The following is a 12,442-nucleotide window of genomic DNA, read 5'->3' on the forward strand; positions in this document are numbered from 1 at the left end:
TTTCAACACGTTGGAGTCAGGTCAATGCGATTGGTTCTGTTGGGACCGCCCGGTTCGGGCAAGGGGACACAGGCGACGCGCCTGAAGGAAAAGCTGGGGATCGCCCACATTTCGACCGGTGACATGCTGCGCGCGGAAATCGCCGCCGGCACGGAGCTGGGCAAGCAGGCCAAGACGGTGATGGATGCCGGCAACCTGGTGTCGGACGACATCCTGCTGGGCATGCTGGAGTCGCGCCTGACCCAGGCTGATGTCGCCAAGGGCTTCATCCTCGATGGCTACCCGCGCAATGTGGCCCAGGCCAATGCGATGGATGGCCTGCTGGCCAAGATCGGCCAGCCGCTGGACGCGGTGGTGCAGCTGGATGTGCCCACCGAGCTGTTGGTGGACCGCATCGCCGGCCGCGCCAAGGAGCAGGGCCGCGCCGATGACAACCCGGAAGCGGTGCGCCAGCGCCTGCAGGTCTACAACGACCAGACCGCCCCGGTGGTCGATTTCTACGCCGGCCGTGGCACCCTGGCCCGCGTCGATGGCGTCGGTGAGCTGGACGAGATCGAAGCCCGCATCCTGGCAGCGATCAAGGCCTGATCCGGCGGGGCCGGCATGCGTCCGGTCCTTCAGGCGCAAAAAACACAGGCCTGGTCCGCGAGGATCAGGCCTGTGTCGTTTGATAGGCGCCAGCGAAGGGCTTGCTCAGGGCCCCGCAGCATGAGCTCCCTTGGGGATGGCCTCTTGGGGAGTAGGACCGGTTCGGGTACTGCGGCTGGCAGTTCGAATTGTGTCCGGGTTCACAGAACATCGCTATCGGGAATTCCCTGACAGCTGATTGGAGTTTTCTCACATCCCGTGTAGGGGTTGTCTTACCCGATAGCGGACATTGGCCCTATACAGCCGTCATCGGTCACAATCCTCGGTCATGAGCAGCGTACATATCCTTGCAATTGCCGGCACCTTCATGGGCGGCGTGGCCGCCCTGGCGCGGGAACTTGGGCATTCCGTCAGCGGCAGCGACCAGGCCATCTACCCGCCGATGTCGACCCAGCTCGAACAGCTGGGCATCACACTGGACCAGGGCTACCGTGCCGACAGCGTGCCGGCCGGTACCGACGAGGTGGTGATCGGCAACGCGCTGTCGCGCGGCAATGCCGCCGTGGAAGCCGTGCTCGATGCCGGCCAGCGCTATATCTCCGGCGCGCAGTGGCTGTCCGAGCAGGTGCTGCCGGGCCGCGACACGCTGGCCGTGGCCGGTACCCACGGCAAGACCACCACCACCACCATCCTCACCTGGCTGCTGGAAAGTGCAGGGCGCTCGCCGGGCTTCCTGATCGGCGGTGTCGCCGAGGATTTCGGTGTCTCCGCCCGCCTGGGCCAGGGGCGCGAGTTCGTGGTCGAAGCCGATGAGTACGACACGGCCTTCTTCGACAAGCGCAGCAAGTTCGTGCACTACCGGCCGCTGGTGGCCATCCTCAACAACCTTGAGTACGACCACGCCGACATCTTCCCGGACGTGGCCGCGATCCAGCGCCAGTTCCACCATCTGGTGCGTACCGTACCCGCACGTGGGCGTCTGATCGTCAACGGCGAGGATCAGTACCTTGCCGAAGTGCTGGCGATGGGCTGCTGGACCCCGGTCGAGCGCTTCGGATTCGATCCGTCGCTGGAATGGCATGCCGAGCTGCTGGCCGCTGATGGCAGCGCCTTCCGCGTGCACCATCGTGGGCAGGCGCTGGGTGATGTGCAGTGGTCGCTGCTGGGCCGCCACAACGTGCTCAATGGATTGGCCGCGCTGGCCGCCGCGCATGCAGTGGGCGTGGCACCTGCCCAGGTTATTCCGGCGCTGGCACGCTTCCGCAGCGTCAAGCGCCGCATGGAAGTGATCGGCAGCCATGACGGCATCACCGTCTACGACGATTTCGCCCACCATCCGACTGCGATCGCCACCACGCTGGAGGGCCTGCGTTCCAAGGTGGGTGATGCGCGCATCGTGGTCGCGATGGAGCCGCGCAGCAACTCGATGCGGCTGGGCGCACATGCGCAGGCGCTGGCTCCCTCGCTGGCGCTGGCCGATGAAGTGGTGTTCCTGCATCGCCCGGAACTGGCCTGGGATGCTGCGGCGGTGATTGCCGCGGTGCGTGGCGAAGCCCACGCGGTGCCCGATACCGACGCATTGCTGGCGCAGCTGCAGGCCAGCGCGCGCAGCGGCGACCACGTGGTATTCATGTCCAACGGTGGCTTCGACGGTGCCCCGCGCCGCTTCCTCGCCGCGCTGCAGGCCCGATGAGCGGCGACGGCTCGCTGCCGCTGTTCCCGCTGCACACCGCGCTGGTACCGGGTGCAGCGGTAGGCCTGCGCGTGTTCGAGCGGCGCTATCTGGACCTGGTCCGCGACAGCGGCCGCAGTGGTGAGGGATTTGGCGTCTGCCTGATCCTCGAGGGCGAGGAGGTGGGCGCACCGGCGACACCGGCCGCCTTTGGCGTGCAGGTACGCATCGAAGACTTCGATGTCGGCGCCGACGGCGTGCTGCAGCTGCGCCTGCGCGGTACCCGTCGCTTCCATGTCGAGCGCACCCGCGTGCGCGACAACGGCCTGGTGGTGGCTGATGTGCGCTGGTGCGAGGAAGACCCCGATGACGAACTGCGGCCGCAGCATGCACTGCTGGCCACGGTGCTGGGGCACATCATCGAGCAGGCCGGCGAGGCCTATGCGCCGGCCAATCCGGCGCTGCTGGACCAGGCCAGCTGGGTCGGCTGGCGGCTGGCCGAGCTGCTGCCGCTGAGCGAGCAGCAGCGCCTTCAGCTGCTGCAGATGGACGATCCGCACCAGCGATTGCAGCAGCTGCTGGGCTGGATGCCGTAGAAGCCATCCACGTAGGGCGTGGATCTGCTGTAGAGCCGAGCCCATGCTCGGCTTGATGGATCCCGCGAAGAGCAGCCGAGCATGGGCTCGGCTCTACACTGGGTGATCGCGACCGGTACCGGTCAGGGCGTGGTGGTCTTCAACCGCAGCACCGGCAACCCGGTTTCGCTGTGCACGTCCTCGCGCTGCGGCAGGTCCTGCACGGCGTCCTTCACGGCATTCAATGCCGGGTCGACGCCACGCAGCGGGTGCCACATGCCGATCCACTCGAAATGGCGTTCGTAGCGCAGGGTCTGTGCACTGCCCAGCCACAGCGGCGTGTTGCCCGGCTGCAACTGCGCAGGGGCCGGCCACAGGCGCAGTACGTAGCGCTCATCACGGTGTGTACCCGGGCGTACCATCAACAGCGCTTCCACGCGGGTTTCCAGCGTCGCCGGCAGCACCGGCAGTTCATCGGCGCCGGTGTTCTTGTCCAGCATTAGCAGCGCCTGCTGCCAGCCGGCCTGCTCCTGCCGCTTCCAGCCGCGCGCTTCCAGTTGCGCCTGCAGCGGTGCCAGCGGACCGGCCACCTGCACGTCCAACGGCCAGCGCTGGTCGTCATCGAACTCGTTGCGGCGCGCCGGCAGTGTCGCCCAGTCGTGCTGCCACCAGGCCTGCGTGTCCATTGCCTGCGGGGCCGGCAAGGTCGGCTCGAAGCGTTCCAGCTTCACCGGGATGTTGCGCGGTGCGTACCACATCGCGGCGACGGCGAACACGCCGTAGAACAGCCATGCCACCGGCTTCACCCAGAACGAGCGGTTGAAGCGGCGGCGGTAGGCGATGCCCAGCACCAGCAGCCAGAACGTGCCGAACAGCATGCCGCCGATCACATCGCTCAGCCAATGCGCGCCCAGGTACAGGCGCGAGAAACCGATCAGGCTGACCACGATGCCCGACACCAGGTACGGCCAGACGCGGGTACGGCCGGGCATCTCGCGGGCGATCAGCACCGCGAAGAAGCCGAAGGTGATGGTGGCCATCGTCACCGACACCGACGGGAAGCCGAAGCCGCTGCTGGCATCGAGCGGGCGCACCACATCCACGGTGGCACCCAGCAGCATGGTCAGTGCCAGGCCGAAGGCGAGGGCGGCCAGCCAGTGCGCGGCCGCCATCCAGCGCCGGCGCCAGATCAGGTAGCCCATCGCTGCCGCCGTGGCCGGCAGCAGGACCTGCCAGGCGCCCAGCGACGCCAGCGCGGCCATCGGGTAATCGGCCAGCGGGTTGCGCAGGGCCAGCATTGCCTGGTGTACCAGCAGGTCGATCGCCAGTGGCTCGCCATGCGCGACCACCACGGTCAGCAGCGCGAACCAGCCCCAGCCCAGCACCAGCAGCATCAGCGCCAGCATCGCCAGCGGCACCGACTCGCGCCGCTTCGGGTCCAGCACGCCGACGGTGTAGCGGCCCAGCGTCGGATGGCGGTTGGACCAGTCGAGCAGGCGTGCCAGCCAGTTGTCCATGCGCGCGGCCGACCAGCGGTAGCCGTACAGCACGATGGCCCAGACCAGGCCAAGGATCACCGCCAGCAGGCCGACCACCACCACCAGCCGACCGGCTACTGCGGCCACCGCGTCATAGGCCTCGCCAAGAATCCAGCCGGGGGCCAGGAACAGCACCGCCCATGAAATGCTGGCGATACCACTGGCCTGTACATAGCGGCTGGCTGGCATCTTCATCATGCCCGCGATGGCCGGCACGAACGGCCGGATCGCGCCGACGTAGCGTGCCACCAGAATGCTCTTGAACGCGTTGCGGCGGAACAGGTTCTCGCCGCGGTCGAGCAGCTGCGGGTAACGGCTGAACGGCCACACGCCACGCAGGCGGTCGCCCCAGCGGCGCCCGATCCAGTAACTGATGCCATCGCCGGCGAATGCGCCCAGTGCGGCCGCCGCCACCGCGTACGGTCCGGAGATCTGGCCCAGGCCGATGAACACGCCCACCGCAAACAGCAGCGGCAGCGCCGGCACGATGGCGCCGAGAATGATCACCGCATCGCAGAAGGCGATGAGGAAGATAACGGCACCCGCCAGCACGGGGTGAGCGGCAATCCACGCAAGCGTGGCGTCGATCCATGAAGAGTCCATTGCCCGATTATAGGGGCGTGAAGGTGACTGGTTCCCAGCCGCTTGGTGACCGTTTGCAACCGGCGCCATCGCCTAGAATGGGCCCATGCCGCATACGCCAGACACGCCACCACATGCTTTGAAGGCCGACAGCTTCGGTCGCATCCTCCGTGTGGAAGGGCCTGCCGGCCCCTTCGTACGCCGTGACCTGGGCGCCACGCCGCTGTGGTTGCGCCTGCCGGCCTGGTGGCTGGCCCGCCGCGAAGCGCGCGCGCTGCGCCATATCCATGGCATGGCCGACGTGCCGCAGCTGCTGGCGTGGAATGGGCATCATCTCGACCGCAGTTTCATGGCCGGCGACGCCATGTACCAGCGCCCACCGCGTGGCGACCTGGCCTGGTTCCGCGCCGCGCGTCGGCTGCTGCAGCAGCTGCATCGGCGCGGCGTGGCCCACAACGACCTGGCCAAGGAAGCCAACTGGCTGGTGACCGAAGACGGCCGCCCGGCATTGATCGACTTCCAGCTGGCAGTGATCGGCAACCCGCGCTCGCGCTGGATGCGCCTGCTGGCCCGCGAGGACCTGCGCCACCTGCTCAAGCACAAGCGCATGTACTGCCGTGAGTCGCTCACCCCAGTGGAAAAGCGCGTGCTCAAGCGCACCTCGTGGGTGCGCGAACTGTGGTTCGCCACGGGCAAGCCGGTCTACCGCTTCGTTACCCGTCGCATCCTGCATTGGGAAGACAACGAGGGGCAGGGGCCCAAGCCGTGAGTCCACTGCAGGTAGTGACCGGCCCACCGAGTGCGGCCAGCGTCCTGCGCCCACAGCTGGCCGGTGCCGACTTCGTGCACGCCTGCCAGGCAACAACCCATCGTGATGGGCGCTCGGCCTTGCAGGCCTATCGCGATATGGCCGCGACCATTCCCGGCTGGTTCGATGGGCTGATGGCGCTGCGCAATCGCGGCATGCGCCTGCTCGGCATGAAGCACCTGGGCTCGTTGCGCGCGGTGCAGGATGTTGCGGATCCTCAACCCGGGCAGCGACTGGGCATCTTCACCCTGCAGTCGCTCAGTGACGATGCCATCGTGCTGGAAGACGACGACCGCCACCTGCGTGTGCAGCTGGCCCTGCAGTGGCAGGGCGACGTGCTGGAAGTGGCGACCGTGGTGCATACGCACAACGCGTTCGGGCGCGTATACATGCTGCCGGTTGCGCCGGTGCATCAGCTGATCGTGCCGCATCTGCTGAGGAAGCAGGCGCAGGCGTACCTGTAGATCCACGCGATGCGTGGATGCGCCGGGCAGAACCGTATTGTAGAGCCGAGCCATGCTCGGCTGCATTCAATGAGCCGAGCATGGCTCGGCTCTACAGACGCAGGCGACCTTACGGCGTTGCCGGCACTACCTGCTGGCCGATGAAGTTGCGCTTGGCGTCGAAGTCGTAGGCGATCTGCAGCTGGCCTACATCCGGGCAGGCGTGGCAGTCACGCAGCGGCGTGCGGTACAGCAGGCGGATGCCGCCGTTCTCCAGCGGCGTGGCCCCGGCCGACTGCGCCGGTGCGAACGGCGTGGCCTGCGGGTGGTCCTTCAGCAGGGCCTGCACGGCGGGGTCGGCACGCAGGGTGTCGTCCAGCTGCACGGCATCCACATCGATGCGCTTGCCGGTGGCGTCGACCAGGCGGGTGCCCTCGTTGGTGTTGGCGCGGAATGGATACTCGACCGTGGCAATGCCCAGCCCTTCGTTCTCGTGCCAGGCCGTCACGTAGGCCAGCTCGCCGCCGGTGGACAACTGTTCGGCGGCAGCAATGGCATCGGCGCTTGCGCCACCAGCGCGCATCGCATCGCGCAGGCACTCACGCGTGGCCGCATTCTCGCCCTGGCGGCAGGCGTTGAGGTCGCCATCCCACACCACTGCCTCGCTCCAGCGCAGCTTGCCGTCTGCGGCGGCTTTCTCCGCGCTGGGCGTGTCACCGGCCGACGGTTCCTTGCCGGGTTCCGGCGAACGGCCCTGGCAGGCGGTCAGCAGGGCAAGCCCCAGGGCAGGCAGCAACAGGCGGGAACGGCGCATGGCGTGGACCTCGTGCGTTGACTGGAGGCGCCAGTATCGTCAAGGCCGGGTGAACTCCACGTCGGCGCGGCATACTAGCGGCTCATTGCATACGCTGGAGTGTGGAACGTGGGCAGTCTGCAGGGCAAAACGCTTTTCATCACGGGTGCCTCGCGTGGCATCGGCCTGGCCATCGCACTGCGCGCTGCGCGTGACGGGGCGAACGTGGCCATTGCGGCCAAGTCGGCGGTGCCGAACCCGAAGCTGCCAGGTACCATCCACAGCGCGGCCGAAGCCGTTACCGCCGCCGGTGGCCAGGGGCTGGCGCTGAAGTGCGATATCCGCGAGGAAGAGCAGGTGCACGCCGCGGTTGCGGCCACGGTCGACACCTTTGGGGGCATCGACATCCTGATCAACAACGCCAGCGCGATCTGGCTGCGTGGCACGCTGGATACGCCGATGAAACGCTTCGACCTGATGCAGCAGGTCAATTCGCGTGGCAGCTTCCTGTGTGCGCAGGCCTGCCTGCCGTACCTGCTGCAGGCGCCGAACCCGCACATCCTGACCCTGGCGCCGCCGCCGAGCCTGGAACCAAAGTGGTGGGGCGCGCATACCGGCTACACGCTGGCGAAGATGGGCATGAGCTTCGTCACGCTCGGCCTGGCCGCGGAATTCGGCCCGCAGGGTGTGGCGGTGAACGCGCTGTGGCCGCGCACGGTGATCGCTACCGATGCGATCAACATGATTCCGGGCGTCGATGCGGCCGGCTGCCGTACGCCGCAGATCATGGCCGACGCCGCGCATGCGGTGCTGGTGCGCGAAGCGGCGGGCTTCAATGGCCAGTTCCTGATCGACGATGAAGTGCTGGCACAGGCCGGCGTCAGCGATCTGTCCGGCTATGCCGTGGACCCGTCGCGGTCGTTGTTGCCGGATCTGTTCCTGGACTGAGTGCTACGTTGCGCAAGGGCCGAGGGCTGCGGCCCTCGGCCTGCTGCGCTAGAATACAGGGCTGTAACCGTTTTCAACAGGGATGTGAACACATGTCACGTACGCTTTCCGTCGCGGCGCTGGCCGCTTCGCTGTCGCTTGTCCTGGCCGCCTGCGGTGGCAAGGCTCCTGCAACCGCTGGCGACGCCGGCGCCTCGGGCAAGCCGGAGGCCAACACGGTGCCGTCCGACGCACAGCAGCAGTTGACTGCGAAGCTCAACGCCTACATCGGCTGCTTCAACGCGCTTGATTCGAAGACGCACGACAGCCTCCAGTCCTATACGCGCTGGATCAAGGACGTCGAGGCCGGTCCGACCGGGCGCGAGACACAGGTGTACGGCCCGTTCGAGATCAGCGATTACGACATGAAGCAGTGCGATGGCCCGGTGACCGAGGCGATGGCTGCCAAGCCGGCGCTGGCCGAACTCGATGCTGCTGCCAGCCATTATCAGCAGGCGCTGAAGGCGCTGGTGCCGATCAGCAAGGAGGCGCACGACTACTACGATCGCCAGGACTACGAAGACGACCAGTTTGCCAAGGGCAAGCAACTGCACGCGCCCTTGATGGCCGCATTCAAGGACTTCGTGGCTGCCAGCGAAACGTTCAACGCCGAGCTGGAGCGCCAGAATGACGCTGCCCAGCGTGAGCAGCTCAAGGTATTGGAACAGGCCGAGGGGCGAACGCGCGAGTACTACCGTCTGGCGATGATGCTGGAAGCCAAAGCGATCGTGGAGCTGATGAGCGAGGACGACTTTGATCCGGCCCAAGCCCGTGAACGACTCGACGCCTTCAACCGTATTTCCGACGAGGCGCATGCCAAGGTGGCCGATCAGGAGCCGGGCAAGCTGGACTGGAACAGCTTCGAGCGCGAAGCCGAGAACTTCCGTCGGGAAGGCAAGGAGCGGCTGCAGCGGGTCAGCAGCAAGACGCCCTACAGCGATTTCGAACGGCGTATGCTGGATTCGCCCTCGATGGCGCCGCGCGGCTCTGCCAGCAAGCTGATGCAGGAATACAACTCGCTGGTTTTCCAGAGCAACCGCCAGTAATCGCAGCGTCCATCGTGTCATTTGTGTCGCAATCGAACAGGTCGATTGCGACGCATCGCATCGCACACTTCCGAACGGCAGGGCCTTTGCGAGGCCGCCGATGCGGGTGCTTGCGTCATGCGCGAGGATATCTACCGCCTCTTTCTGCAAGGAATCGATTTGAACGCTTCTGTACGCCTGCTTCCCCTTCTTCTGCTCGGCACGCTGGTCGGTACGGCCGGTTGCGACAAAGTGCCGGGGCCGGCGGCGGCCGATCCCGGCCTGGAGAAGGTCAACGCCTACATCGAGTGCTACAACGGCGTTGAACAACCCATCCACGAAGGCTTCCAGACCTACACCGGCTGGATGAAGGATCCCGAAGCCGGTCCGACCGGCAAGGAAACGCAGCCGCGCTCACCGGGCAAGGTGCTGTCGCACCGCGTGGAGTACTGCGGCCAGGCGCTGACCGATGCGCTGGCAAAGAACCCGTCTACCGCGCTGGATGCACCGGCGCGTGACTACCAGCAGGCCTTCCAGTCGCTGTACGCGCTGATCGAACGCGCCGACGGCTACTTCACCCGTGAGGACTATCGCCGCGATGGTGGTGAAGGCCTGCGCAGCCAGCACGCGCCGTTGATGCAGGCCTATGCCGGGTTCTTCAAGGCCAGCGAGGCACTGGATGCGGCACTGGAGAAGAACGAGAACGATCGTCGCGCGGCACAGCTGAAGCAGATCGAGGAGAGCGAAGGCCGTTCGCTGGCCTACTACCATCTGCGCCTGCTGGGCGATGGCAAGCAGCTGGCCATGGCCTTCCAGGGCGACGCACCGGATCTGGCGGCGTTGCGCGTACAGCTGGCCGATTACCAGGCGCTGGTGACGGAAATCCAGAACTCCGGGGTGGGCAAGGACGACCCGATGTGGGGCCACGTGCAGCGTTCAGCGGACAAGCTGGTACGCACCGCCGGGCGCGGCGTGGAGCGTCTGCAGCAGGGCAAGCCGATCACCGCCGAAGGGCTGGCTGCCGAGCGCAAGGCCTCCGGCAGCTGGGACACCTCGGCGCCGGAAGGTGCGCAATCCACTCTGCTGGACGCCTACAACGATCTGGTCTCCACCAGCAACCGCCTGCGATGAGCAGCGCGCGCATCCATGCATAAGCGCCAAGGGTAGTGCCGGCCGCTGGCCGGCATGCGCCTCAATGGTTGAACGGATCCGGTAGCTGACCGCCGCACTTGCGGCAATACCGTGCATCCGGCTCGTGGCCTTCCAGCCCACACTCCGGGCAGCCACGCGCATCGCGGCGCGCGGCCTGCTCGGCTTCACGCATGGTGCTGGCCAGTTCGGCGGTGTAGATGCCGGTCGGCACGGCGATGATGCTGTAGCCGATCAGGATCAGCACCGAGGTGACGAAGCGGCCAAGCACGGTCTGCGGCACGATGTCGCCGAAGCCGACCGTGGCCATGGTCACCACCGCCCAGTACATGCTGGCCGGGATATTGGTGAAGCCGTGTTCGGGGCCCTCGATCACGTACATCAGCGCCCCGGCGATGATGGTGATGGTGATCACCGTGAACAGGAACACCAGCACCTTGCGCCGGCTGCGCCACAGCGACGTCATCAGGACGCCGCTTTCCTCGATGTAGCGGGTCAGCTTGAGGATGCGGAACACGCGCAGGATGCGCAGCGCACGCACCACCAGCAGGCTCTGCGCGCCGGGGATGAACATCGACAGGTAGGCGGGCAGGATCGACAGCAGGTCGATGATGCCCCAGATGCTCACCGCGTAGCGCAGCGGTCGCTTGACCACCGCCAGCCGCAGCAGGTACTCGGCGGTGAAGATGATGGTGAAGCCCCATTCCAGGATGTACAGGCCGGTGGACCACTCGGCATGCAGGTGCTGCACGCTGTCGATCATCACCACCAGGATGCTGGCGACGATCGCCACCACCAGGATCAGGTCGAAGTTGCGCGAGGGCCGCGAGTCATGGCGGTAGATGATGTCGAACCACCGACGGCGCCAGCCGGTCTCGGTGGCGGGGTTGAGCTGGGGGGCGGAAAACGGTCGCATGGGCGCATTGTGCCGCAGGGGTTCCGGCGCGAGAATGGGCATTCCTGAACCCTGCCGACTGCCATGACTGCCGCGACCGATCCGCTGATCTCCCTTTCGCACTACTACCTGCCGGTCTACAAGCCCCGCCAGGTGGTGTTGGAGCGAGGGCAGGGCGCCCGCGTGTGGGACAGCCAGGGGCGTGAGTTCATCGACCTGGCCGCCGGCATCGCCGTGTGCGGCCTGGGCCACAACGATCCGGACCTGGTGGCGGCGCTGGTCGAGCAGGCCGGCAAGCTCTGGCACACCAGCAACGTGTTCTACAGCGCGCCGCCGCTGCACCTGGCCGAGGAACTGGTGAAGGCCAGCCGCTTTGCCGAGCGCGTGTTCCTGTGCAACTCCGGCGCCGAAGCCAACGAAGTGGCGATCAAGATGGTCCGCAAGTGGGCCTCCAGCCAGGGCCGTCCCGCCGACAAGCGGGTGATCATCACTTTCCGTGGCAGCTTCCACGGCCGCACGATGGGCGCGGTGACCGCTACCGCCCAGCCGAAGTACCAGGAAGGCTACGAGCCGCTGCCTGGCGGCTTCCGCTACATCGATTTCAACGATGAGGTGCAGCTGGAAACCGCGATGGCCGCCGGCGACGTGGCGGCGGTGATGCTGGAGCCGATCCAGGGCGAGGGCGGCGTGATGCCGGCCAAGTCCGGTTTCCTCAAGCGCGTGCGTGAACTGTGCGACCAGCACAACGCACTGCTGGTGCTGGACGAGATCCAGGCTGGCATGGGCCGTACCGGCACGCTGTTCGCGCACTGGCAGGATGATGTGGTGCCGGACATGGTCACCCTGGCCAAGGCACTCGGTGGCGGCTTCCCGATCGGCGCGATGCTGGCCGGCCCGAAGGTGGCCGAGACCATGCAGTTCGGCGCGCACGGCACCACCTTCGGCGGCAACCCGCTGGCCGCTGCGGTGGCCCGCGTGGCACTGCGCAAGCTGGCCTCGGCGGAGATCGCCGCCAATGTGAGCCGCCAGTCGAAGGCGCTGCGCGATGGCTTTGCCCGCATCAACGACGAGTTCGGTGTGTTCAGCGACGTGCGTGGCCGCGGCCTGATGCTGGGTGCGGTGCTGGGCAAGGACTTTGCCGGCCAGGCCGGGGCGATCCTCGACCATGCCGCCGAGCACGGCCTGCTAACCCTGCAGGCCGGCCCGGACGTGTTGCGCTTCGTGCCGTCGCTGAACATCACCGACGAAGAAGTGGCCGAAGGCCTCAAGCGCCTGCGCGCAGCGATTGCTGCGTTCATCGCCGCGCGCTGACGCCGGCAGAGGCATCTGTAGAGCCGAGCCTACGCTCGGCTCATCGCGATGTCAGGCAACAGCAGCCGAGCATGGG

The 12,442-nt window shown here is 66.8% G+C and carries 12 protein-coding genes; 9 read left to right on the forward strand and 3 right to left on the reverse strand.

Features of this window, described 5'->3' with window-relative positions; genetic code table 11:
* The first annotated feature begins 24 nt into the window (after positions 1-24).
* The 3 genes from ACM0O9_RS06965 (at position 25) to ACM0O9_RS06975 (ending at position 2,856) form a co-directional block, all read left to right on the forward strand.
* Entirely contained in the window at positions 25-588 is a 564-nt protein-coding gene (locus ACM0O9_RS06965; protein ID WP_005419045.1) for an adenylate kinase, read from the forward strand.
* A gap of 328 nt (positions 589-916) precedes the next feature.
* The gene (gene mpl, locus ACM0O9_RS06970; protein ID WP_005419043.1) at positions 917-2,281 is read left to right on the forward strand and encodes a UDP-N-acetylmuramate:L-alanyl-gamma-D-glutamyl-meso-diaminopimelate ligase; all 1,365 of its coding nucleotides are present in this window, start codon (positions 917-919) and stop codon (positions 2,279-2,281) included.
* Positions 2,278-2,856: an LON peptidase substrate-binding domain-containing protein gene (locus ACM0O9_RS06975; protein WP_005419042.1), complete on the forward strand. Its 579-nt coding sequence runs from the start codon at positions 2,278-2,280 to the stop codon at positions 2,854-2,856. Before mpl ends, ACM0O9_RS06975 begins: the two co-directional genes overlap by 4 nt.
* 122 nt (positions 2,857-2,978) lie before the next feature.
* Here ACM0O9_RS06975 and ACM0O9_RS06980 read toward each other — a convergent pair whose 3' ends face one another.
* Positions 2,979-4,976, reverse strand: a complete 1,998-nt coding sequence (locus tag ACM0O9_RS06980; protein ID WP_235649118.1) for a bifunctional DedA family/phosphatase PAP2 family protein — start codon at positions 4,974-4,976, stop codon at positions 2,979-2,981.
* An 85-nt stretch (positions 4,977-5,061) separates the two neighbouring features.
* On the opposite strand from ACM0O9_RS06980, the gene ACM0O9_RS06985 reads away from it, so the two are divergent.
* Positions 5,062-5,724 carry a serine/threonine-protein kinase gene (locus tag ACM0O9_RS06985; protein WP_049413709.1) on the forward strand — a complete coding sequence of 221 codons (663 nt, stop codon included), beginning with the start codon at positions 5,062-5,064 and terminating at the stop codon, positions 5,722-5,724.
* Complete coding sequence (locus ACM0O9_RS06990) at positions 5,721-6,227, forward strand: DUF2867 domain-containing protein (RefSeq protein ID WP_235649119.1); 507 nt, start codon at positions 5,721-5,723, stop codon at positions 6,225-6,227. Before ACM0O9_RS06985 ends, ACM0O9_RS06990 begins: the two co-directional genes overlap by 4 nt.
* A 109-nt stretch (positions 6,228-6,336) precedes the next feature.
* Here the strand turns inward: ACM0O9_RS06990 and ACM0O9_RS06995 are convergent, their stop codons facing one another.
* Positions 6,337-7,020: a hypothetical protein gene (locus tag ACM0O9_RS06995; RefSeq protein WP_065196432.1), complete on the reverse strand. Its 684-nt coding sequence runs from the start codon at positions 7,018-7,020 to the stop codon at positions 6,337-6,339.
* 108 nt (positions 7,021-7,128) lie between these two features.
* On the opposite strand from ACM0O9_RS06995, the gene ACM0O9_RS07000 reads away from it, so the two are divergent.
* The 3 genes from ACM0O9_RS07000 (at position 7,129) to ACM0O9_RS07010 (ending at position 10,142) form a co-directional block, all read left to right on the forward strand.
* Positions 7,129-7,947: an SDR family oxidoreductase gene (locus ACM0O9_RS07000; protein WP_005419027.1), complete on the forward strand. Its 819-nt coding sequence runs from the start codon at positions 7,129-7,131 to the stop codon at positions 7,945-7,947.
* A 92-nt stretch (positions 7,948-8,039) separates the two neighbouring features.
* Positions 8,040-9,032 carry a YiiG family protein gene (locus ACM0O9_RS07005; protein ID WP_353076220.1) on the forward strand — a complete coding sequence of 331 codons (993 nt, stop codon included), beginning with the start codon at positions 8,040-8,042 and terminating at the stop codon, positions 9,030-9,032.
* A gap of 159 nt (positions 9,033-9,191) precedes the next feature.
* Positions 9,192-10,142, forward strand: a complete 951-nt coding sequence (locus ACM0O9_RS07010) for a YiiG family protein (RefSeq protein WP_065185337.1) — start codon at positions 9,192-9,194, stop codon at positions 10,140-10,142.
* 61 nt (positions 10,143-10,203) lie between these two features.
* Here the strand turns inward: ACM0O9_RS07010 and ACM0O9_RS07015 are convergent, their stop codons facing one another.
* Positions 10,204-11,076, reverse strand: coding sequence for an ion transporter (locus ACM0O9_RS07015; protein WP_414603962.1), 873 nt, complete (start codon positions 11,074-11,076; stop codon positions 10,204-10,206).
* A 63-nt stretch (positions 11,077-11,139) separates the two neighbouring features.
* Here ACM0O9_RS07015 and ACM0O9_RS07020 point away from each other — a divergent pair, with 63 nt between their 5' ends.
* Positions 11,140-12,366, forward strand: a complete 1,227-nt coding sequence (locus tag ACM0O9_RS07020) for an acetylornithine transaminase (protein ID WP_053497478.1) — start codon at positions 11,140-11,142, stop codon at positions 12,364-12,366.
* Positions 12,367-12,442: the final 76 nt, after the last annotated feature.

The sequence above is a fragment of the Stenotrophomonas sp. FR012 genome (genome assembly GCF_047520565.2).
Lineage (GTDB): Bacteria > Pseudomonadota > Gammaproteobacteria > Xanthomonadales > Xanthomonadaceae > Stenotrophomonas > Stenotrophomonas sepilia.